Raw genomic sequence first — 21,710 nt, forward strand, 5'->3', positions numbered from 1 at the left:
TCAGGCGGCGGATCGGAAAGCGCGCCGCATATCGGGCCGCCAGTCGCGCCACGGCGCACGCGTATTGCTGCTCATTCATGTTCCGCGCTCCCCTTGCCGAGTTCGGCCTTCAACACGAAGCTGTTCGTCGCCGCGTATTCCTGGCCCGGCTCGAGCCCCTTCAGCACTTCGGTCGCGCGTTCGTCGCGCCGCCCCGTTTCGACGGCCTGTGCGACGAAACCCTTCGGCGAACGCACGAACACCGACGGCGCGCCGTCGACGTCCTGCAGCGCGTCGCTCGCGACCGCGAGCGGCACGCCCTGGCGGCCCGCGTCGACCGACACGTTCACGAACATCCCCGGGCGCCACACGCCGTCGGGGTTCGGCAGCACGACGCGCGCCGGCGCGGTGCGCGTCTGCTCGCCGAGCAGCGCACCCACATACGCGATCGGGCCGCTCGAACGCGATTCGAACGCGGTCGCGCTGACGGTCGCATCGCGGCCCACGCGCACGTCGTTCAGCCGCTGCGCCGGCACGGCCATCTCGGCCCACACGGTCGACAGGTCGGAGATCACGAACATGCTCGCATCGGCGGCGATCGCCTCGCCGGGCGTCGCATGCTTCTCGACGATCGTGCCGGCGAACGGCGCACGCAGTTCATACCGGTTCAGCGCGCCCGCGCCCGCCGGCGCGTTCAGCGCGGCGAGCTTCTGTCGCGCGTTCTGCACGGCGATCTCGGCCTCGCGCAACTGCACCTGCGCCTGCTGATAATCCTGTTCGGCCGAGATGCGCTCCTGCCACAGCGTGCGTTCACGCTCGTAGGTTGCGCGCGCACCCGATAACCGGCGCTCGGCCGTCAGCAGTTCGCTGCGGCGGTCCGCCAGATCGGTGCTCGCGATCACGGCAAGCACCTGCCCCTTCGCGACGTTCTGCCCGAGCGACACCGATACCTGTTCGACGATGCCGGCCACGCGCGGCACCACGTGCGCGGTGCGATCCTCGTTGAACTTGATCTCGCCCGGCAACTGGAACGGCGTCGCGATCTGCGCGGGGCCGGCCTTCGCGAGCGCGATCTTCGACGTCGCCAGTTGCGCGTCGGTCAGCACGACCGCGCCGTCGGCGCGCGCGAACGGGAACGATGCGGCGTCGTTGCCGGCCTTCACGTCGATCGTCGCATCGAATACGTGCGGCTTCGCGATCGACTGCGCGGACACGAACTTCTGGCCGGCCGCGTCGAACCGCAGCGGCTCGTGCGTGCGGTCGTACCGCACCAGCGTGCCGGACACGGTCACGCCGTGGGTCGCGGGCTTGCCGTCGACGAACGGATAGACGACGAGCCGCGCATCGCCGGGCTTTTCCGTCATCACGATCTCGACGGACAGCTTGCCGCGCTTGAGCACGACACCGCCGTGCGCGCCGGCGCCGTCGGCCGCCTGGGCGGATTCGGCGGCCGTCGGCGCCGATGCGCCGCTCCCGCCCCGCGCGACGGCGAGCGCGCCGATCACGATTCCTGCGCCGCCGAGCACGGCTGCCGCAATGATGAAGATTCTGCTGCGTGACATGATGATCCTTCAGTCAAGAGGGGCGCTCATTGCGCGCGGACCGCGAGCGGCGTGCCGACGAGCCGGCCGATATCGGCACGGGCCGTATGCGCGTCGGCGAGCGCACGGACGTATTGCGACTGCCCCTGGAACAGCGTGCGCTGCGCGTCGAGCACGTCGAGGAAGCTGAACTTGCCGAGTTCGTAGCCGCGCGACATCGCGTCGAGCGCGACGCGCGCGGCTGGCAGGATGTCGGACTTCAACCGCTGCGCTTCCTGATCGGCGGCCTCGAAATTCGCGTATGCCTGCGTCAGTTCGAGCCGCAGACGTGTGCGTTCGCGGTCGAGATCGGCGTTCGCGCGCGTGGCCTTGTGCATCGCCTCGAGCAGCGCGCCCTGGTTCGTGTTGAACAGCGGAATCGGGATCGACACGCCGACCACCGCCTGGTTGTCCGGCACACCGCCGGTGGTCACGCGCTTCACGCCGGCGCTGACCGTCACGTCCGGAATGCGCCGTGCGCGTTCGAGCGACACGGCCGCGTTCGAGCGCAGCATTTCGGCACGCGCGATTCGCGCGAGCGGTGCATCGTCGAGCCGCGCGGTCAGCGCGGACAGCGGCTCGACCGACGGTACGGCTTCGAGGTCGCCGAGCACCGCAAGCGGGGCGTTGCGCGCTTCGCCCATCACCGCGTTCAGCTTCTCGCGCGCAACGTCGACACGGCCGCGCACGGTCACGACTTCGATCTGCACGCCGGCCGCCGCCACCCGGGCCTTGGTCGCCTCGACCGGCGACACCTTGCCGGCCTGCGCGCGACGGGCCGCCAGATCCGCGGAGCGCGCGGCGATCGCGGCCGATTCCTCGGTCACCTGAAGCTGACGCTGCGCGGCGAGCAGCCCGTAGAAGGCTGCGATCACGTCGGCGCGCACAGCCGCGCCCTGCTCGTCGAGCGACGCGCTGGCCGATTCGCTGCCGTACGACGCGACGTCGAGCCGCGCGCGACGCTTGCCGCCGAGTTCGATCGTCTGGTTGATCAGCGCGGTCGACGTGCGTTCCGCTCGGCTGAAACCTTCCTGCAGGAACGACACTTCGGGGTTGGGCCGCGCGCCGGCCTGCATCAGTGCGCCGGCCGATGCATCGACATCCGCGCGCGCGCCGCGCAGCGCCGGGTTGTTGCGGGCGGCGACGGCGAGCGCGTCGGCAAGCGTCAATGACGACGCAGGACGTGCGCCGGATGGCGGCGCGCCGATCGGGGCGGCAGCAGCCGGAGCCGTGGCCGGCCCAGGCGACAGCGATGGCTGCGCATGAGCCGTCGCGGCCATCGCGAAGACGGCGGCCACGGCGAGGGTGAGCTTGAACATGTTCGGTTCTGCGGTAACGGTTTGCGACCGATGCTACGGACCGGCCGCAGTGCGAACATGAGGCGAAGATGATATTTCCGTCATGTTGGGCGCAACCGTACGCAGACGTACGGTGCCCTGCGGGGACGGCGTCCCCTCTCGACGATCAGGAAGATTCGGTGAGCGCGCGGCACGATGGCCGCACGAAAGAATGCAGACGTTCGGAAATGCGACACGCGCGGGCCATACGCCCCGCGCGCGAATCAGGTGACGTGCTGCTTTCCCCGCCGCCGCTGCACGAGCCAGTCCAGCAACTGCCGCCCGTCGCGTTCGCCGAACCACCTCGCGTGCCCGATCAGATAACCGTCGTACGCCACGTCGACGATACCGGGCGCGTTGACGATACAACCGAAATACGCGACTTCCGACAGCGCGAACTCCGTATGTACGATCGGCAGCAGCGCGACCAGCGCCGCATATGCGTCGTCGCTCAGCGGTTCGAGCGATTCGTAGCCGTCGAGCAATGCGTCGATCTGCTCGTATTCGATGCGCCGTGCATCGGCCGGCGCCATCCAGTCGACCGTGTTGCGCTCGATCGCGAGCGCGAGGTCCATCACGGCGCAAGTACGATCCGACAAGCCGAAGTCGAGCACGGTCCGCACCTGCGCGCCGGGCCCGGCGTCGGTCCACAGCAGGTTCGACGCATGCCAGTCGCCATGCGTCCACAGCGGCGGCAACGCAGGCAGCAGCGGCACGAGGCGCGCGTGATACGGGCCGATCGCGTCGGCCACGTCGCCACGCCAGTCGCGTGCGCCGAGCGCCCTGACGAGCAACGGTTGCGCCGTGACCCAGCGTTCGAGCGCACCGACAAGATCGCTCGATGACAACACGCGAAAACTCGACAGCAGCGGGCGAACCGGCCGCGCCGGCGCATCGTAGCCGGCCGACGCGCGATGCAGCTCGGCGAGCGCGCGGCCGGCCGCATACGCATGCGAAGGATGCGTGAACGGCTTCCACGACATCACGCCGCGATACGCGTCGACACCCGGCGCGACCACGTGCACTTCATACGTCCAGTCGCCGGATGCGAACGCGGTTGCGCCGTCGCGACCGGCGAGCACGTCCGCCACCGGCACGCCGTGTGCGCGCAGATGCGCGATGAAGCGATGCTCTTCCTCGAGCCCCGCGACGTCGCGCAGGCTCGCATGATGACGCTTGACGAACAGCGCGCGCTCGTCGGTCGTGCGCACCAGCACGGCCGCCGAGAACGGCCGCGGGCTGTGCCACGTGAGGCGCGCGGGCGCGCCGGCGCCATCGATCCGCGCGAGCACGGCCGCGACTTCGTCGTGCGTCATCAGCGGCCAGTCGCGTTCGGCCTGTTCGCCGTCGACGCCGAACTGCGGCGGCGCGACCTCGCGCGCCTGCGCGGCGTCACGCGATGCCGGCGCATCCGGTTCGAGGGGAAATGACATGAACGACGTAGCTCCGTGGTTGAATCGGCTGCGAATCAGCCGGCCGGGCTCGCGCTCGCGCGCAGCGTCGCGGCCGTGCGGCTCCAGTCGCGCCAGCCGACCACGGCCAGCCCGATGAACAGCGCATAGAGCCCGGCCGTCAGATACAGCTCCTTGAACACGAACATCCCGACGTACACGACGTTCACGACGATCCACAGCCCCCACGACGCGATGTAGCGCCGCGCCGTCCAGTATTGCGCGACGAGGCTGAACGCGGTCAGCGACGCGTCGACGAACGGCAGCGCCGCATCGGTCCAGCGCGCCATCATCCCGCCGAGCAGCGCGCTGCCGACGACGGCCGCGACCAGGTCGGGCAGCATTTGCATCGGGCGCACGCCGGTGACTGGCGCGACATCGCCGGCAGGCGCCGCCTTGCCGTCGGCACCGCCGTCGGCCTCGCTCGCCCGCTGCGCGAGCCAGCGCTGCCAGCCGTACACCTGCAGCACCGCGAACGCGCCCTGCAGCAGCATGTCCGAGTACAGTTTCGCGTCGAAGAAGATCCAGCCGTACAGCGCGACCGACGCAAGGCCGACCGGCCAGCACAGCATGCGCCGCTTCGCGGTCAGCCAGATCGCGAGCGCGCTGACGATCACGCCGGCGATTTCGAGTGGGGACATCGTCCGTGCTCTCCTGGTGGGCTGCCGGGGCCGCGCGTCATGCGCCCGTTTCCGGCCGATCAGAAATCATAGGTCAACGACACGCGCGCGGTGCGCGGCGCACCCGGGAACAGGTACGCATCGCCCTGCTGCTCGCCTGCGTCGCGCCAGTAGAACTTGTTGAACAGATTGTCCACCGACACGCGCAACACCGTGCGATGGCCGCCGATCTTCGTCGTATAACGCGCGCCGAGATTGAACACGAACCACGACGGCACGCGCGCGGTACCCTCTTCGTTCGCGTTGCGCGCCGCGCTGTACTCGACGCCGCCGAGCACGTTCAGGCCCGCGACGCCCGGCACCGCGTAGTCCGCATACAGCGACGCGCGCAGCGCGGGCACGTTGATGATCTGGTGCCCTTCGTAGGCCGGCGACCCCGAATCGTATGCGCGGGCGCGAATCGCCGCGACGCTGGCCGTCAGCCCCAATCGTTCGGTCACGCGCCCGGCCGCGCCGAGTTCGATCCCCTGGTGCCGCTGCGTACCGCGCTGCACGAACGTGTACGACGTGCCCGACGCGTCGGGATCGGCGAACTGGAACGGCTTGCTGATCGAGAACACGGCCGCCGTGAGGCTCAGCCGGTCGAGCCAGTCGTATTTCGCGCCGACTTCGATCTGGTGCGATTCGACGGGCGGCAGGAACGCGTACGCGTTGGTCGCGCGCACGGGCGCCTGGTCGCCGAGCGACAGCGCCTTGCTGTACGACGCATACAGCGACAGCACGTTCACCGGTTTGTAGACGAGCGCGACCTGCGGCAGGAACACCGAGCGGTCGGTGTGCGTCGTCTCGCCGTCGAGACTGCTCCAGCTACGCTGGCGCAGCAGCACTTCCTTGCCGCCCGCGAGCACCTGCCAGTGTTCGCCGAGGCTGATGCGGTCGAGCCCGAACACGCCGTACTGCCACGCATCGAGGCGTGGATACGACGGCCCGGGCGAATTCGGCGACGGCGGGAACGTCAGGTCCGGCCCGTAGATATTCTCGCTGCCCACGTAGTCGTACACGGCGTCCGCCATGCTCACGACGCGGCGCTGCACGCTCACGCCGAGCGTCAACTCGTGCCGCAGCGGCCCCGTCGCGAACTTGCCCGTCGTGACCGCGCGCAAATCGTCGTTGCGCCGGTATTCGCCGGGGCTGCGGAAGTCGTACACGTCGTAGTCGCCGTTCGCGCCGAAGAAGAACGGCGACGTCGCACCGGCCGCGCAGCTTGCCGCATACGAACAGCCGTACGCGAACGCGCTGTTGTCGTCGATCATCGTGCGGCTGCGGCCGGCGGCGATGTACGCCTTCCAGTCGTCGTTGAACCGATAGTCGAAACGCGCGTTCAGGTTCAGCGCGTCGGTCGTCACCGGTTTCGCCCACGGCTGCGTGCCGAGCGCTTTCGACGTCGTCTTGACCGACGGCACGACGGTGCCGCCGAGCAACTGGTAGCCGGGCGCGGAACGCTGGATCCACTGCTGGAATTCGGCGTTGAGCTGCAGGCTCGCGCGCGGGCTGATGTCCCAGTCGGCGGCGATCGACCCGAACGTGCGCCGCCCGTTCGTGCCGTCGATATAGGAGTGCATGTTCTCCTTCGCCGCATTGATCCGGAACCCGAATTGATTGCCCGGTCCGAAGCGGCGGCCGAGATCGACGGACGCCGACGTCGAGCCGCGGCTGTCGACGCCACCCGTCACGCTCGCGACGTTCGCGGAGCGCTTCGTCACGAAGTTGATCACGCCGCCCGGCGCAACGATGCCGCTATCGATGCCCGCGAGCCCTTTCAGGATCTCGACGCGCTCCTTGTTCTCGAGCGGCACGTTCTGCTCGCCGGACACCGTCAGCCCGTCGATCCGGATCGCGCTCGCGAGATCGACCGGAAAACCGCGGATCGCGAAGCCTTCGAAATAGCCGACCGGCGCATAGTCGTTGACGACCGACGCATCGTTGCGCAAGACGTCGCTCAGCCGCTTCGCCTGCTGATCGTCGATCAGCGCGCGCGTGATGACGTTCACCGACGCGGGCGTGTCGCGCAGCGGCGCGTCGTCGAGCCCCGCGACCGATGCTTCGCGCGCCCGCAGCGGGTGGCCGCGCTCGCCGCTCACCATGATCGCGGGCAGCGTCGCGCTGCCGGCCGCGTCCGCGCCCGATGCGGGCGTGTCGCCCGGAGCCGCGGCGGCCTGCGCCGCGAAAAGCGTGACACCGAGCCCGACGCCGAGCCCGACCGTCGCGCGCCGCCGCCGTGCGCGTGCCGCTGTTGTTCTATTCACCGTCATTGTTCTGGATGGAAAACTCGCCACTCGACCCTGTCGAAAACCGTTACGAAGCTGCAAATCGTGCGCCCGCGAACGCCGCCGCGCCCGTCTCCGGACGCGTGCGTCGATACGATATTCATCAGACGAACCGGACGATGCAGCCCGCGAGCGGGCCGACCGATCGGAAACACGCAGGATGGGACATCGGATTCGGATGACGCGCCGGGAACCGACGCAGCGGCCGACAGGTTCGTCGAGAGCGGGTCGGAAGGCCGGCTGCATCGCGCGGTCGTCATGCGGGGGACGCTTCGAACGCCCCGGTGCGGGCGGCGGACACTGGCGCCAGCCGTTCAACGGAACGGCGGCGTGCCCGGCTCGCGCGACATCGCGGCGTGGCGCGCATTTTACCCCGGGCGGGGCGAAGGGCCGCGGAACCGGGCGGAACGGGAAACGGGAAACGGGAAACGGGAAACGGGAGACAGGAAAGGCGGGAACGGGAACGAGCGGCTCGGGCAGCGCGACAACGGCGGCAATGCGATGGCGATGCGATGGCGATGCGCGTCGCGCGTGCCGGCCTCCGGCGCCGGCGCCGTATGCGCCGGTCGAGCGGCCTGAAACCGGAGCGGAGAAAGCGGCCCGCTACCGGTTCGCCGGCTGTTCGCTCAAAAGCCCTGCATCGTCACGGTCGGATCGACGACCAGATGCACGACGCCGTAAATCACCGCGCCAACCAGCAGCGCAAGCAAAATCGCGACGAACGGCAACAGCGTGAAGTTGGCGTTCGCGAGATCGGTCGCGTGCGCCTTGCTGTTGCGCACGCCGAAGAAACTCCACAGGACCAGGCGGACCATGCCGAGCAGTTTCATGATGAGCTCCTTTCATCGAATCGGTTGACGCTATCGTCGATCCGGACGGCATCCGAAAAAAGAAGCAGTTGCGCGCGCTTTTCGCGCAGCAGGCGGTCTGCGGCGGCATGTCGCACACGCGTCAGCAGTCGAGCACGAGCGGCTCCTTGGCCCCTTGCGCGGGCCGCGCGATGCACGGCAGCGCGCAGCCGGGTTCGATCGCCGCATCGGGCGCTCGCTCGTAGTCGACCGCGCCGGACAGCACGCGTGTCGCGCACGTGCCGCACGAACCGGAGCGGCATTCGGACGGCACGCTCACGCGCTGCCCTTCCGCGAATTCGAGCAGCGTGCCGTCGGCGGGCGTCCACGCGGCCTCGCGCCCCGTGCGCCGAAATACGACCGGCACGCCTGCCGCCGCGGGCGTGGCAGCCGCGCGGGTCGCACTGCGCGAGACGCTCGACGGCCCGAATGCCTCGAAGCGGATGCGCTCGTCCGGCACGTTCAGCGCGCGCAGCCCGTCGTACAGGTCGCGCATGAACGCCGCCGGCCCGCACAGGTAGAAATCGTAATCGTCGAACGAAAGGAGCCGCTTCAGTTGCGCGACGTCGATCCGGCCGGCCCGCGCGGCCGAGCGCTCGTCAGGATGACTGTCGAACCAGTGAAGCGACATGCGTGCATCGGCGGCCGCGATGCGCGCCAGTTCGGCGGCGAACGGCCGGTCGGCCGCTTCGCGCGCGCCGTGCACGAACACGATTCGGCGCGACGGCGTATCGTCGGCCAGTGCGCGGCGCAGCATCGCGACCATCGGCGTGATGCCGATACCGGCCGACACGAGCACGGCCGGCCGCGGGCTCGCGAGATCGAACGTGAAGCGGCCGCGCGGCATCTGCGCATCGAGCGTCATGCCGGCCTGCGCGTGGTCGTGCAGCCACGCCGATACGCGTCCTTCCCGCTTCACGGTGATCCGGTAATGCGCGCCGCCCGGTGCGTCGGACAGCGTGTAGCTGCGGATCGTCGGTGCATCGCTGCCCGGCAGCGCGATGCGCAGCGTCAGGTGCTGCCCGGCTTCGTACGCAGGCAATGCGCCGCCATCCGCCGGTTCGAAATGGAACGACCGGATCGCGCGCGCTTCGTCGACGATTTTCGCGATCCGCAGCGGCCGCCATGCGGGCGCCTTTACCGGCGCGGCCGCGGACGGCACCGGCCCGGCCGTCGCCGCCGCCGGACTCGACGCGGCCGCCATCGCCGCCATCGCCGCGAACTGCGGCGCACGCTCGACCGCCGACCACCGGAACGGCAGCACCGCCCGCATGCGCCGCACTTCCCGCACATGAAACCGCACGACGCGCTGCGCGCCGTCGAACGACGCGACGACCGGCCCGTCCCACACGATCTCCGCGTGCGCGGCGACATACAGCAAATCGCCGCTTTCGAAATCGATGAACAGCAGCCCCGCGCGCGGATCGTGCCGCAGGTTGCCGAGCGTATTGAAGAACCGATTGCCGCTGAAATCCGGCGTCGCCAGCGTGCGCGCATCGTCGACGCGCACGAAGCCCGGCATCCCGCCGCGATGCGACACGTCCGCGCCGCGCGCCGCACCGGCCTGCGCCGACGTGTTCGCGCTCGCGACGAAGAACGTGTCGGCCTGCGCGAGCAGCGCGCGATCCGCGTCGCTCAGCGCATCCGACACGTCGGGCGCGACGGCGGCCCCGACCTCCCGCGCGACGAACGTCGGCTTGCGGCCCTGGATGTATTTCGCGCAGTTGCCGAAGCTCTGCTCGACCGCGATCGTCAGCGCATCGCCGTCGGCCGCGCGCACGACGCCGTTCACGCGATTGCGGCGCCGCGTATCGAATTCGATGCCGAGCCCGCCGAGCGGCGCGCCCGCGTGCCATGCGCCGGCGAGCGGATCGCCCGGCAGCGCGGGCGCCGCGATGCGCAGCGTGCGCGGGTCCGGCGACGTGACGAAACCCGGCGCACCGGCGCGGAGCGTCGCCCACGGCTGGCCGTGCGCATCGACGCCGCCGAGTACGAAGAACGGCAGTTGCGCGAAGAACGTCCGGTGCTGGTCCGGCATGAAGCGCCGGATCCCGTGCCGGCCGGCCGCGCCCGCCGCGTCCGCCACGCCTGCGCGCTGCTGCACGGCAAGCTCGCCCGCGTGAAACGGCGCGGTATCGAGTTCCCACCCCGGTACGACGGCGGTCGGCGCGTTCATCTCGTTCTCCGTGGACAGATGCGTTGGCGGCACGCGTTACGCGGCGAGCAGGCCCGCGCGCGTCGTCGGCATCGCGACGAAACCCGGCAGCGCCTCGATACGCGCCAGCCACGCGCGCACGTGCGGATACGGTTCGAGCGACACGCCGCCTTCCGGTGCGTGCGCGATGTACGTGTACGCGGCGACGTCCGCGATCGTCGGCTGCGCGCCGGCCGCGAACGGCTTGCCGGCCAGCTCGCGATCGATCACGTCGAGCACCTTCGCGGCCGTACGCTTGGCCGCTTCCGCGTCGAGTTGCGCGCCGAACACGGTCACGAGCCGCGCGGCCGCGGGGCCCGACGCGATCGGGCCGGCCGCGTACGACAGCCAGCGCTGCACGACGGCCGCGCCCGCCGGGTCGTCCGGCAGCCAGTGTGCGTCGCCGTAGCGCTTCGCGAGATACACGAGAATCGCGTTCGAATCGGCGATCACGGTGCCGCCATCGTCGATCACCGGCACCTGCCCGAGCGGATTCAACGCGAGAAACGCCGGTTCGCGTTGCGCGCCGGCCGCGAGATCGACGTCGATGGTCTTCGACGGCAACCCGAGCAGCGACAGGAACAACCGGACACGGTGCGCGTGCCCGGACAACAGGAACGAATAAACGCGGATCGGCGAGGCAGGCTTGCTGGCGGCAGACATGGAAACACTCCGGAATCTCGCGTCGCCGGGAATCGGCGACGAACGGCCCCAGCGTAACGCTCGCCGTTCGTCGCCAGAAGACGGATAATCGCGGAAACATTATCCGCTTGCATAGGACAATCGACGATGGCCGATCTGCGCGACGTGAACCTGAACCGGCTGGCGATCTTCGTCGCGGTGGTGGAGGCCGGCTCGCTGACGGCCGCGGCCGAGCGGCTCGGCCTGGCGAAGACGGTCGTCAGCACGCACATGCAGCGCCTCGAATCCGAGGTCGGCGCGAATCTGCTGGTGCGCACGACGCGGCGGCTGAGCGTGACCGACGCCGGACGCGTGTTCTACGACGCGTGTCGCGACATCGTGCGCGCCACCGAAGCCGCGCTCGACGCGGTGTCGTCCGACGCCGGGCCGCTGCGCGGCACGCTGCGCGTGAGCGTGCCGATCGACTACGGCGCGCTGGTCGTCGCGCCGGCCGTGGTCGCGCTGCGCGACCGGCATCCGGCGCTCGCGGTCGAACTCGTCGCGAACGACCGCGTCGTCGATCTCGTCGCGGACAACCTCGACGTCGCGATCCGCATCGGCCGCCTCGCCGATTCGAACTATCGCGCGGTGCAGCTCGGCACGTACGAGAAATGGCTGGTCGCGAGCCCGGCGTTCGTCGCACGGCACGGGCTGCCGCGCGATCCGGATGCGCTCGCCGCGCTGCCGTTCGTGATGTTGTCGTCGCTGCCGCGCCCGCATACGCTCGAACTCGATCACGTGCGAGGCGGCCGCGCGTCGGTGCGCTGCGTCGCGCCGGTCGTGTCGAATACCGCGACCGCGTGCCGCGCGATCGTGCTCGCGGGCGGCGGCTTCGGGCTGCTGACGGATTTCTCGACCGCGGACGACGTCGCGGCCGGCCGGCTCGTGCGGCTGCTGCCGGGCTGGCGCACGGCGCCGGCCGGGATTCATGCGGTGTTTCCGTCGACGCGGCTGCCGTCGCCGAAGGTGCGGGCGTTCATCGAGGCGATGAAGGCGAGGCTGGGGGAAACGCCGGCCGCGCCTACGACAAGGCGCTCACGGTCGAAGTAGCGAAAAAACGAATACATGCGGAGAGCGGCGCTCGATACGCCTGCATGAGCCGTCTCATGAGCAACGACTTCAGATCCCTGCGCGTATCGCACACGATATGCACGACTTCGTCGGGAATCCTGCCCTGAGCCGGAAAGGCACGAATCGATGCGATCGCGTCTCCTCCTCGACGGGACGAAAGTGGCCCTGCTCGATCTCGCGATTGCCGAGCGCAAGCAACTTCAGCAACGCGAGCGTCTCTTCATGCTCCTCGTACGACTTGACGTCCATGACGACGAGCTTCGCCTCACCGTTCCGGGTGATGAGCATCGGCTCGCGGCGCTCCGAGATGTCCTTGACGATCTCGGCCGCATGGCGCTTGAGATAACTGATCGGCTTGACTCGAGTCGACAATTTCATGGAACGCGTCCTTTGCCGGGCACCGGATGAGACCGACTATAGTCTGGATTCGGTCCTGCGCGAGACGAGGGCAACCGACCGTTCCCGACGCCCTTACCCGTCCGCTTCCCTCAACGTCCCCAGCAACACCTTCCTGCAACTCGCGATCATCTGCGCTTCCGGATCGCGATAGCCGGTCAGCAGCCACGCCGCGCCGACGTTCGTCATCGCGCCCACCAGCGCGAGACCGATCAGCCGCTGCTCGGTTCGCTCGGCGGGCGTGACGGCCTCGCGCGACGCGCCGATCGCCATGATCAGCTTGCCGAAGTCGATCAGCATGCGCTGGTACGTCATGTCGGTATCGGCGCTCACGCCCATCACCTCCAGCAGCAGCACGCGCGCCGCGCACGGATCACGCAGGAACGCGAAAAACGCGGCGAGCCCCGCGTCGACACGCTCGCGCAGTTCACCGCCGCGCGCGGCGACCGCCTGAGCAACCGCGTCATGCAACTGCTGCGCGTGGTGCAGGTAGGTGCAGCGCAACAGGTCCTCGGTGCTGTCGAACGCCGCATAGAAATAGCGGTCGTTCAGCTTCGCTTCCTGGCAGATCGACCGCACGGTCGCCTTGCGAAAACCCACCGTGCCGAACACGCGCGTCGCCGCGCGGATCAACGCGTCGCGCCGCTCGGCGGCCCGCACCTCGGGCGCCACGCCGCCATACGACCGGCCCCTTTTTTCCGTTTCGAGTGCTTTCTCCATTCCGCTATTTGACATCAGGACACCCGAAAACTAAAGTGGTGACGAACAACACCACAATAGATGCGCCGCCGGTACAGCGCAAGCGGAACGGGAGGAACGACGGATGAAGGGATTTTCCGGCAAGGTCGCCGCGATCACCGGCGCCGGTTCGGGCATGGGCCGCAGCCTCGCGGTCGAACTCGCGCGGCGCGGCTGCGAGGTCGCGCTCGCCGACGTCAGCGAAGCCGGCCTCGCCGGCACCGCGGCCGCTTGCGCGCAGCACGGCGTGCGCGTGAGCACGCGGCGGCTCGACGTCGCCGACCGCGACGCGATGTTCGCGTGGGCCGATTTCGTGCGCGCCGAGCACGGCAAGGTCAATCTGATCTTCAACAACGCGGGCGTGTCGCTGGCCGCCAGCGCCGAAACCGCGCGTCTCGCCGATCTCGAATGGATCGTCGGCATCAACCTCTGGGGCGTCGTGCACGGCACGCAGGCGTTCCTGCCGCATCTGCGCGCGTCGGGCGACGGCCATGTCGTCAACACGTCGAGCCTGTTCGGGCTCGTCGCGATGCCCACGCAAAGCGCATACAACGCGACCAAGTTCGCGGTGCGCGGCTTCACCGAGGCGCTGCGAATGGAACTCGAACTCGACGGCGCGCCTGTGAGCGCGACCTGCGTGCATCCGGGCGGCGTCGCGACGCGCATCGTCGACGCGGGCCGCGTCGACACCAGCATCCACGCGCTGACGGGCCAGGACGAAGCGACCCATCGCCGCCAGGCCAACCGCCTGATCAACGCGACGACGGCCGACGAGGCCGCGCGGCAAATCCTCGCGGGCGTCGAGCGCAATGCGCGCCGCGTGCTCGTCGGCGCCGACGCGCGCCGGCTCGACCGGATCGCGCGCGTGCTCGGCGCCGGCTACCAGTGGCTGATGCTGCGCCACGTGCGCCGCGCCCGCACCCGCAACCTCGCACGCGCGCACGCACCCGCCGCGCGCCCGACCACGCCGACCCAGGACCGCGCATGACCTCGACGACGACCGACCGGCGCGACGCGCCGCCCGCCCCCGACGCCCGCCAAGACAGTGGCGATAACCATGACGATCGCGAACAGCGCGACCTCGACGTGCTGATCGTCGGCGCAGGCCTGTCCGGCATCGGTGCCGCGTATCACCTGAAGCAGCGCTGCCCGCATGCGAGCGTGGCGATCGTCGAGGCGCGCGACGCGATCGGCGGCACCTGGGACCTGTTCCGCTATCCGGGCGTTCGTTCGGATTCCGACATGTTCACGCTCGGCTACAGCTTCCGCCCGTGGCACAGCGACAAGGCGATCTCCGACGGCCAGACGATCCTCGACTATATCCGCGACACCGCGCGCACCTACGGCATCGACAAGACGATCCGCTACGGCAGGAAGGTCGTCGCGGCCGACTGGGATTCGAGCCGCGCGCGCTGGACGGTACGCATCGAGCGCACGCAAAACGGCGCGACCGACACGCTCGTCTACACCTGCCGCTTCCTGTTCATGTGCAGCGGCTACTACGACTACGACGCAGGCTATCTGCCCGACTGGGCCGGCATGGACACGTTCGAGGGCAAGCTGGTGCATCCGCAGCACTGGCCGAAGGATCTGTCGTACGCGAACCGGCGCGTGGTCGTGATCGGCAGCGGCGCGACGGCCGTCACGCTCGTGCCGTCGATGGCGGCCGACGCCCGGCACGTGACGATGCTGCAGCGCTCGCCGACCTACATCGTGTCGCTGCCCGCGCGCGACCGGATCGCGAACGCGCTGCGCCGCGTGCTGCCGTCGCGGCTCGCGCACCGGCTGGTGCGCGTGAAGAACGTACTGCTGACGATGTACCTGTACAACGTGTCGCGCCGCAAGCCCGAGCAGACGAAGAAGTTCATCATCCGCGCGGCCCGCAAGCAGCTCGGCCCCGACTTCGACGTCGCGAAGCACCTGACGCCGCGCTACATGCCGTGGGACCAGCGCGTGTGCCTCGTGCCGAACGGCGACCTGTTCAAGGCGATCCGCGCGGGCCGCGCGTCGATCGTCACCGACGAGATCGAGCGCTTCACGCCGACCGGCCTCCGGCTGAAGAGCGGCCAGCAGCTCGACGCGGACGTGATCGTCACCGCGACCGGGCTGAAGGTGAAGATGCTCGGCGGCGCGCGCGTGACGGTCGACGGCCGCGTGGTCGATTTGCCGGAGACGGTGTCGTACAAGGGCATGATGTACAGCGACGTGCCGAACCTCGCGTCGTCGTTCGGCTACACGAATGCGTCGTGGACGCTGAAGGCCGAGCTGATCGCGCGCTACGTGTGCCGGCTGCTCAACCACATGCGCGCGAACGGGTACGACACGTGCGTGCCGCGGCTCGGCGCGGGCGACCTCGGCGACGTGCCGGCGGTCAACCTGAGCTCCGGCTACATCCAGCGCGCGGCCGGCATCCTGCCGAAGCAGGGGCGCCGCAAGCCGTGGAAGTTCCACCAGAACTACGTGCTCGATCTCGCGTCGCTGAAATTCAGCGCGCTCGCCGATTCCGCGATGCATTTCGAACGCCGCGCCACAACCGGCCCGGCCGCCACCGCGCCGGCTGCCGAACCCGCACTCGAAACCCGCTGAGGCCGACATGACCCCTACGCTCCATCTGATCCAGAACGTCCTGCTCGGCGTCGTCGCGGCGCTCGCCGCGCTCGCGCTGTTTTCCGCTTACGTGGCCCGTCGCGTGACGCGCGCGTTTCCGCCTGAAGGCCGCTTCGTCGACATCGACGGCGACCGCATCCACTACGTCGAATACGGCAACGGCCCGCCGATCGTGTTCGTCCACGGGCTCGCGGGGCAATGGCGCAATTTCGCGTACCTGCCGCTCGCGCGGCTCGCGCAGCAGCATCGCGTGATCCTGATCGACCGGCCCGGCGCCGGCCGCTCGCTGCGCGGCGCGGCCTCGCAGGCGAACGTGTTCGCGCAGGCCCGCACGGTCGCCGCGTTCATCGACGCGCTGAAACTCGACAAGCCGGTGCTGGTCGGCCACTCGCTCGGCGGCGCGATCGCGCTCGCGGTCGGCCTCAACCATGCGGACCGCGTGAGCCGGCTCGCGCTGATCGCGCCGCTGTCGCACGAGCAGACCGAACCGCCCGCGCCGTTCAAGCCGCTGATGCTGCCGTCGCCGCTCGTGCGCCGTTTCGTGTCGTGGACCTTCGCGATTCCGCTGACGATCCTGACCGGGCGCAAGGCCGTACGCCAGGTGTTCGCGCCGGAGGACGTGCCGCGCGACTTCCCGGTCAAGGGCGGCGGCCTGCTCGGGATGCGCCCGCACGTGTTCTACGCGACGGCGACGGACCTGCTGTCGGCGCCCGTCGATCTGCCCGCGATGGAGCGCCGCTATCCGGAACTCGCGCTGCCGGTCGACGTGCTGTACGGCCGTGCCGATCCGATCCTGAACTGGCGCGCGCACGGCGACGCGCTGGCGCAGAAATCGGCGCGCGTGCGGCTGAAGGTCGTCGAAGGCGGGCACATGCTGCCGGTCACGCTTCCCGAAGCGACGGCCGACTGGTTGCTCGAAGTCGCCGCCGCGCCGGTCGACGTCGCCGCGCAGCCGGTGCGCATCGCGTAGGCCGCGGCGGCGACGCAGGGCCGGATTCCGATGCCGTGCCGGGCAGCCGGCGCCGCATCGGGTTCAGGCTCCGTCGTCGGGTATCGACAGCCCGAGATCGGCGATCACCTCGCGCGCGTTGCGAAACGCCTCGACCGCGGCAGGCGCCCCTGCGTACAACGCGCTGTGCAGCAATACCTCGCGGATCTCGACGAGGCTCGCGCCGTTGTTAAGCGCGCCGCGAACATGGCCCTTCAGCTCCGTGCCGCGGCCGAGCGCCGCCAGCATCGCGCACGTGCACAGGCTGCGCGTCTTCAGGTCGATCCCGCCGCGCTGCCACGTGCTGCCCCACGCATGCTCGTTCAGCCAGTCCTGCAACGGGCGCGAAAATCCGTCGAGGTCGCGCATCGCGCGCTCGACGAACGCCTCGCCCATCACGTCGATCCGCCGCGCCTTGCCGTATTCCCTGTCCTGTTCGCTCATGTCGATGTCCTGGTTGGAGTCGGGACCGCTTCGGCATCGCCGGCGGCCGGAAGATGTCGAGCCATGTTCGGGCGAGGCGCGCGTTTCGTCAAAGATGCGGCGCTCGGTTCGCGGACGGTCGCGTAACGGGCGGCCGAACGCTACGTAACATCCGGGCGCGCGTTACGGCGCCTGACGGGAACATCGCAGCCGCGGCGTGCGCGCACCACACGTGCCTGTCGCGCGAAACCGCCATTCCTCCGTTTAAATCGCGTCGATATTCGCGGTTTCCGCAATAAATCGCGACACCGTTTCGCGAAACCTGTCATGGCGCGGAATTTGCAGTGAAGGCCTGGGACACACTTCCAACGTCGAGGCCAACATGCACACTCTCTTCAAGAAGACGACGGTAACGATGGCCGTCTCGTCGCTGCTCGCGCTGTACGGCTGCGGTTCGGTCGACGGACCGACGACCCCGCCGACGATCAAGCCGAGCACGTCCGGGACGAGCGGCAGTTCGGGGACTTCGGGTACGTCGGGCGGCGGCTCGTCGGGGACATCGGGCGGCGGGAGTTCGGGTACTTCGGGTACTTCGGGTACTTCGGGTACTTCGGGTACTTCCGGCACTTCGGGTACTTCGGGCACTTCGGGTACTTCGGGTACTTCGGGTACTTCGGGTACTTCGGGTACTTCGGGTACTTCGGGTACTTCGGGTACTTCGGGTACTTCGGGTACTTCGGGTACTTCGGGTACTTCGGGTACTTCGGGTACTTCCGGCACGTCGGGCACTTCCGGCACGTCGGGCACTTCCGGCACTTCGGGCACGTCGGGCACGTCGGGCACTTCCGGCACGTCGGGCACTTCCGGCACGTCGGGCACTTCCGGCACGTCGGGTACTTCCGGCACTTCGGGTACTTCCGGCACTTCCGGCACTTCCGGCACTTCCGGCACTTCCGGCACTTCCGGCACTTCCGGCACTTCCGGCACTTCCGGCACTTCGGGCACTTCGGGCACTTCGGGCACTTCGGGCACTTCGGGCACGTCGGGTACTTCCGGCACTTCGGGTACTTCCGGCACTTCGGGCACTTCGGGCACTTCGGGCACTTCGGGCACGTCGGGTACTTCCGGCACTTCGGGTACTTCCGGCACCTCGGGTACTTCCGGCACCTCGGGCACTTCCGGCACGTCGGGCACTTCCGGCACGTCGGGCACTTCCGGCACCTCGGGTACTTCCGGCACCTCCGGCATCAGCGTCACCCCGCTCGGCAACGTCCTCCAGAAATCCGGCAACCTCGTGACGGCGCTCGGCACGACGGTCGTGAACGGCGGCACCCAGATCGGCGGCGTGCAGATCCCCGGCACGAACCCGACGACGGCCACCAGCGTCGGCAATGCGGTCAGCAGCCTCGGCAACGGCGTGCAATCGCTCGGCAACGGCGTCGCAGCCGGCCTGGGCTCGATCGGCGTGTCGCCGAACCCGCTCGGCCCGACGATCACGTCGACCACCGGCCTGCTGACCGGCGCCGGCGGTGCGGTCAACAGCCTCGGCAATGCCGTGACGAGCCTCGGCACCGGTCCGCTGTCGCCGCTCGCGCCGGCGACGACCCTGGTCGGCAGTCTCGTCAACACGGTCGGCACCGCGGTCAACTCGACCGCATCGGCGCTGAACACGGCGCTGAACAGCGCGCCGGTGCAGCAAATCGAGACGCAACTCGGCAGCGTGATCAACCCGATCACGAACACGCTGACCGGCGGCGTCACGACGCCGGGCGTCACGCAAACGCTCGGCAACGCCACGTTGCTCGGCGCCCCGCTCAGCGGCCTGCTGAACACGCTCGGCAGCGGCCTCGGCCTGGCCGGTTCGCAGGTCGGCGGCGCAACCGGCAACCCGGTCGGCACGAGCGCCGGGAACACCGTGGCCCAGCTCGGTAACACGGTGGCGTCGGCCGGCGGCCTGCTGTCCAGCGGCAGTTCCAGCAGCGGCAGCAATCCGCTCGCCCCGATCACGGGCGTGCTCGGTTCGCTGACGGGCGCACTCGGCGGCGGCAGCAGTTCGAGCGGCTCGGGCGGCACGAGCGGTACGAGCGGCGGCCCGCTCGCTCCGATCACCGGCCTGCTCGGCACGGTGACGGGTGCGCTCGGCAGCATCGGCTCGAGCGGCACCGGCGGCACCAGCGGCACCAGCGGGACGAGTGGCACGAGCGGCGCGGGTCTCGGCGGCCTGCTCGCGCCGGTCACCAACCTCGTCAACTCGCTGACGCCGCTCGGCGCGAGCCTCACCGGCACCGTCACGACGCCGGGCGGCAACCTGTCCGGCACGCTCGGCGGGGTGCTGACGAGCGGCCCGGTCGGCACGCTCACGGGTGCGCTGGGCACGCCGGCCGGCTCGGCCGGCGCCGTCGGCACGGTCAGCCCCGGCGGCGCGACGGGCACCGTGACGACGCCGGGCGGCAGCGGCTCCGTGGTGACCGGCCTGACCGGCAGCACGAGCGGCGGCGCCGCCAGCGGCACCGGCAACCTGCTGTCGCCGGTCACCAACCTGCTCGGCGGCCTGCTCGGCGCCGGCACCAAGAAGTAAGCCTCGACGCATCACGTATCAGAACGACAGGCCAATGGCCGGGCGCGCATCCATAAACAGCCCGGCCGACGGCCGGCGTCACCCGCCAAGCGGGGGCGCCGGCCCTCATCCCTACGAGGATCCGATCATGAACTCGACGCTCGACGGCATCGTCGCCGCTCCGGACCGCCCACCCCGTTCCGCCACGCCGTTCCGCGCCGGCCTGCTCGGCATCGCGGCCGGGCTCTTCGCGCTGTGGATCACGCGCGACCACCCTGCCCTCGACGCGGCGACACGCGCGGTCGTCGCCAGCCTCGCGATCATCGGCACGATCGCGCTGCACGAACTCTTCATCTCGCGCGTCTACCTGCGTCCGAGCGCGGGGCTGTCACGGCAGGCCGTCCGGCCGCTGAGCGTCGCGCGCGTCGCGACGCGGCTCGGCGCGCTGACGTCGATCTACGCGGGCATCGGCCTCCTCTACTGGCTGCTGCCCGAATACCACGGCGCGTTCTACCTGCCGTTCTGGTCGCTGCTGCGCTCACTCGCGCCGTACGTGATCGTCGCCGCGCCGTTCTACTTCGCGTGGATGGACCGCCACCAGCGCGAGACCGACGACGCGTACCTGCTGTGGGGCCGCTTCCTGTTTCGCCGCGAGCGGCCCGCGAGCTGGAAGCCGGTGCGCGAGATGCTGGCCGGCTGGGGCGTGAAGGCGTTTTTCCTGCCGCTGATGACCGTCTACCTGTCGAAGGACGCCGATCACCTGAGCGCGTCGCTCGCGAACGCGATGCATGCGCCGATGACGATCGCGACCTTCGTGTTCATGTACGACCTGTCGTTCACGATGGACCTGATGTTCGGCACCGTCGGCTACCTGTGCACGTTCCGCATCCTCGACAGCCACGTGCGCACCGTCGAGCCGACGACGCTCGGCTGGGTCGCCGCGCTGATCTGCTATCAGCCGTTCTGGTCGCTGATCTCGAACAACTACATCCGCTACGAAGGCTCGATGTTCTGGGACAACTGGCTGCTGTCGGCGCCGACGCTGCGCGTGATCTGGGGCACGGTGATCATCCTGCTGCTGCTGACCTACGCGCTGTGCACGATCTCGTTCGGACTGCGGTTCTCGAACCTCACCAACCGCGGGATCATCACGTCGGGCCCGTATCGCTTCACGAAGCATCCCGCGTACATCACGAAGAACCTGTCGTACTGGATGGTGTCGGTGCCGTTCGTCGAGCCGCTCGGCTGGCAGATCGGGCTCATGCACTGCGCCGGGCTCGTCGCCGTCAACCTGATCTACTACACGCGCGCGAAAACGGAAGAGCGCCACCTGATGCGCGATCCCGACTATCGCGCGTATGCCGAATGGATCGCGCAACACGGCTTGTTCGCGCGGGTCAGGCACGCGTTTGGCGGGCGGCAGGCGGTGTGACGGCGCGGCCGGGGCGGCAGTTCATGCCGCTCCGGTTGCTCGCGCGGATGCCAAGCGGGCGCGGGCGTCGCACAGGCCGCGACACTTTCCACATGCGCCGTCCAGCGCTCGACGATGCGCTTGCGCGTGGATCTCCGCACGTCTGAACGCGCCCCATGCGGCCAATTGTCGCGAAACACGGCAATTCTCCGCTTTTCGTCGCTTTTCTCCACCCGTCCGATTGCCCGCTCCCGACGCGTCGCGTATGGTGCTGGCCGTCCGCGTACGATCCGTCGCCGGACACCCGACCGTCGCCCCGCGCGGCGGCCGCGCGGGCCGTGCCCGCCGCTCACCGTCTCCGCGATGCCGCCCGTTCGGCGCCGCGCGTTCATGAGGAAAGAGGCGTGATCCACAAAGTCCTGATCCTGTTCGCACTCTGCATCGCGGGCCTCGCCGCGATCGCCGCCGGTTTCCAGCACATCCCCAGCTGATTCGCGGCCCC

17 protein-coding genes are annotated in these 21,710 nt (G+C 69.5%); 6 read left to right on the forward strand and 11 right to left on the reverse strand.

What is annotated here, in order from left to right; genetic code table 11:
* Positions 1-71 precede the first annotated feature (71 nt).
* From LGN10_RS01970 to LGN10_RS02005, 8 genes are all read right to left on the reverse strand, one after another.
* Positions 72-1,541, reverse strand: coding sequence for an efflux RND transporter periplasmic adaptor subunit (locus LGN10_RS01970; protein WP_181035480.1), 1,470 nt, complete (start codon positions 1,539-1,541; stop codon positions 72-74).
* Between the two features lie 26 nt (positions 1,542-1,567).
* Positions 1,568-2,878, reverse strand: a complete 1,311-nt coding sequence (locus LGN10_RS01975) for a TolC family protein (RefSeq protein ID WP_226221454.1) — start codon at positions 2,876-2,878, stop codon at positions 1,568-1,570.
* Between the two features lie 242 nt (positions 2,879-3,120).
* The gene (locus tag LGN10_RS01980) at positions 3,121-4,329 is read right to left on the reverse strand and encodes a phosphotransferase enzyme family protein (RefSeq protein ID WP_226221456.1); all 1,209 of its coding nucleotides are present in this window, start codon (positions 4,327-4,329) and stop codon (positions 3,121-3,123) included.
* Positions 4,330-4,364: 35 nt separating this feature from the next.
* On the reverse strand, positions 4,365-4,988 hold the full coding sequence (pnuC, locus tag LGN10_RS01985) for a nicotinamide riboside transporter PnuC (RefSeq protein ID WP_059644631.1): 624 nt from the start codon (positions 4,986-4,988) through the stop codon (positions 4,365-4,367).
* 59 nt (positions 4,989-5,047) lie between these two features.
* Positions 5,048-7,279: a TonB-dependent siderophore receptor gene (locus LGN10_RS01990; RefSeq protein WP_226221458.1), complete on the reverse strand. Its 2,232-nt coding sequence runs from the start codon at positions 7,277-7,279 to the stop codon at positions 5,048-5,050.
* Between the two features lie 641 nt (positions 7,280-7,920).
* Positions 7,921-8,124, reverse strand: a complete 204-nt coding sequence (locus LGN10_RS01995; RefSeq protein WP_006486164.1) for a DUF2970 domain-containing protein — start codon at positions 8,122-8,124, stop codon at positions 7,921-7,923.
* 121 nt (positions 8,125-8,245) lie between these two features.
* Positions 8,246-10,318, reverse strand: coding sequence for a pyridoxamine 5'-phosphate oxidase family protein (locus tag LGN10_RS02000; RefSeq protein WP_226221460.1), 2,073 nt, complete (start codon positions 10,316-10,318; stop codon positions 8,246-8,248).
* A 36-nt stretch (positions 10,319-10,354) separates the two neighbouring features.
* Positions 10,355-10,999, reverse strand: a complete 645-nt coding sequence (locus LGN10_RS02005) for a glutathione S-transferase family protein (protein WP_060311605.1) — start codon at positions 10,997-10,999, stop codon at positions 10,355-10,357.
* A 126-nt stretch (positions 11,000-11,125) separates the two neighbouring features.
* Here LGN10_RS02005 and LGN10_RS02010 point away from each other — a divergent pair, with 126 nt between their 5' ends.
* Positions 11,126-12,067, forward strand: a complete 942-nt coding sequence (locus LGN10_RS02010; RefSeq protein ID WP_226221462.1) for a LysR family transcriptional regulator — start codon at positions 11,126-11,128, stop codon at positions 12,065-12,067.
* Between the two features lie 69 nt (positions 12,068-12,136).
* On the opposite strand, the gene LGN10_RS02015 is transcribed toward LGN10_RS02010, so the two are convergent.
* Positions 12,137-12,466, reverse strand: a complete 330-nt coding sequence (locus tag LGN10_RS02015) for a type II toxin-antitoxin system Phd/YefM family antitoxin (protein WP_226221464.1) — start codon at positions 12,464-12,466, stop codon at positions 12,137-12,139.
* A gap of 93 nt (positions 12,467-12,559) precedes the next feature.
* Complete coding sequence (locus LGN10_RS02020) at positions 12,560-13,204, reverse strand: TetR/AcrR family transcriptional regulator (RefSeq protein WP_226221466.1); 645 nt, start codon at positions 13,202-13,204, stop codon at positions 12,560-12,562.
* Positions 13,205-13,307: 103 nt separating this feature from the next.
* On the opposite strand from LGN10_RS02020, the gene LGN10_RS02025 reads away from it, so the two are divergent.
* From LGN10_RS02025 to LGN10_RS02035, 3 genes are read left to right on the forward strand one after another with little or no spacing between them, the layout of a single operon-like run.
* Positions 13,308-14,210, forward strand: coding sequence for an SDR family NAD(P)-dependent oxidoreductase (locus LGN10_RS02025; protein WP_226221468.1), 903 nt, complete (start codon positions 13,308-13,310; stop codon positions 14,208-14,210).
* Positions 14,207-15,808, forward strand: coding sequence for a flavin-containing monooxygenase (locus tag LGN10_RS02030; protein ID WP_226221470.1), 1,602 nt, complete (start codon positions 14,207-14,209; stop codon positions 15,806-15,808). Before LGN10_RS02025 ends, LGN10_RS02030 begins: the two co-directional genes overlap by 4 nt.
* A 7-nt stretch (positions 15,809-15,815) precedes the next feature.
* Complete coding sequence (locus LGN10_RS02035; RefSeq protein ID WP_089465420.1) at positions 15,816-16,799, forward strand: alpha/beta fold hydrolase; 984 nt, start codon at positions 15,816-15,818, stop codon at positions 16,797-16,799.
* 63 nt (positions 16,800-16,862) lie between these two features.
* Here the strand turns inward: LGN10_RS02035 and LGN10_RS02040 are convergent, their stop codons facing one another.
* The gene (locus tag LGN10_RS02040; RefSeq protein ID WP_059580213.1) at positions 16,863-17,261 is read right to left on the reverse strand and encodes a carboxymuconolactone decarboxylase family protein; all 399 of its coding nucleotides are present in this window, start codon (positions 17,259-17,261) and stop codon (positions 16,863-16,865) included.
* Between the two features lie 361 nt (positions 17,262-17,622).
* Here LGN10_RS02040 and LGN10_RS02045 point away from each other — a divergent pair, with 361 nt between their 5' ends.
* Positions 17,623-19,818, forward strand: a complete 2,196-nt coding sequence (locus tag LGN10_RS02045; protein WP_226221472.1) for a collagen-like triple helix repeat-containing protein — start codon at positions 17,623-17,625, stop codon at positions 19,816-19,818.
* A gap of 127 nt (positions 19,819-19,945) precedes the next feature.
* Positions 19,946-21,229 carry an isoprenylcysteine carboxylmethyltransferase family protein gene (locus tag LGN10_RS02050; RefSeq protein WP_060315656.1) on the forward strand — a complete coding sequence of 428 codons (1,284 nt, stop codon included), beginning with the start codon at positions 19,946-19,948 and terminating at the stop codon, positions 21,227-21,229.
* The last annotated feature ends 481 nt before the right edge of the window (positions 21,230-21,710 follow it).

It is taken from the genome of Burkholderia sp. AU32262, from assembly GCF_020419985.1.
In the GTDB taxonomy this organism is placed as follows: Bacteria; Pseudomonadota; Gammaproteobacteria; order Burkholderiales; family Burkholderiaceae; genus Burkholderia; species Burkholderia semiarida.

What these genes read in the sequence shown, in the direction of transcription:
- LGN10_RS02005 (WP_060311605.1), bottom strand. Translation starts at nt 10,999, where the DNA reads ATGTCTGCCGCCAGCAAGCCTGCCTCGCCGATCCGCGTTTATTCGTTC.
- LGN10_RS01970 (WP_181035480.1), bottom strand. Translation starts at nt 1,541, where the DNA reads ATGTCACGCAGCAGAATCTTCATCATTGCGGCAGCCGTGCTCGGCGGC.
- LGN10_RS02040 (WP_059580213.1), bottom strand. Translation starts at nt 17,261, where the DNA reads ATGAGCGAACAGGACAGGGAATACGGCAAGGCGCGGCGGATCGACGTG.
- LGN10_RS02000 (WP_226221460.1), bottom strand. Translation starts at nt 10,318, where the DNA reads ATGAACGCGCCGACCGCCGTCGTACCGGGGTGGGAACTCGATACCGCG.
- LGN10_RS02045 (WP_226221472.1), top strand. Translation starts at nt 17,623, where the DNA reads ATGCACACTCTCTTCAAGAAGACGACGGTAACGATGGCCGTCTCGTCG.
- LGN10_RS02020 (WP_226221466.1), bottom strand. Translation starts at nt 13,204, where the DNA reads ATGGAGAAAGCACTCGAAACGGAAAAAAGGGGCCGGTCGTATGGCGGC.
- LGN10_RS02010 (WP_226221462.1), top strand. Translation starts at nt 11,126, where the DNA reads ATGGCCGATCTGCGCGACGTGAACCTGAACCGGCTGGCGATCTTCGTC.
- pnuC (WP_059644631.1), bottom strand. Translation starts at nt 4,988, where the DNA reads ATGTCCCCACTCGAAATCGCCGGCGTGATCGTCAGCGCGCTCGCGATC.
- LGN10_RS02035 (WP_089465420.1), top strand. Translation starts at nt 15,816, where the DNA reads ATGACCCCTACGCTCCATCTGATCCAGAACGTCCTGCTCGGCGTCGTC.
- LGN10_RS01995 (WP_006486164.1), bottom strand. Translation starts at nt 8,124, where the DNA reads ATGAAACTGCTCGGCATGGTCCGCCTGGTCCTGTGGAGTTTCTTCGGC.
- LGN10_RS01980 (WP_226221456.1), bottom strand. Translation starts at nt 4,329, where the DNA reads ATGTCATTTCCCCTCGAACCGGATGCGCCGGCATCGCGTGACGCCGCG.
- LGN10_RS01990 (WP_226221458.1), bottom strand. Translation starts at nt 7,279, where the DNA reads ATGACGGTGAATAGAACAACAGCGGCACGCGCACGGCGGCGGCGCGCG.
- LGN10_RS02015 (WP_226221464.1), bottom strand. Translation starts at nt 12,466, where the DNA reads ATGAAATTGTCGACTCGAGTCAAGCCGATCAGTTATCTCAAGCGCCAT.
- LGN10_RS01975 (WP_226221454.1), bottom strand. Translation starts at nt 2,878, where the DNA reads ATGTTCAAGCTCACCCTCGCCGTGGCCGCCGTCTTCGCGATGGCCGCG.
- LGN10_RS02050 (WP_060315656.1), top strand. Translation starts at nt 19,946, where the DNA reads ATGAACTCGACGCTCGACGGCATCGTCGCCGCTCCGGACCGCCCACCC.
- LGN10_RS02030 (WP_226221470.1), top strand. Translation starts at nt 14,207, where the DNA reads ATGACCTCGACGACGACCGACCGGCGCGACGCGCCGCCCGCCCCCGAC.
- LGN10_RS02025 (WP_226221468.1), top strand. Translation starts at nt 13,308, where the DNA reads ATGAAGGGATTTTCCGGCAAGGTCGCCGCGATCACCGGCGCCGGTTCG.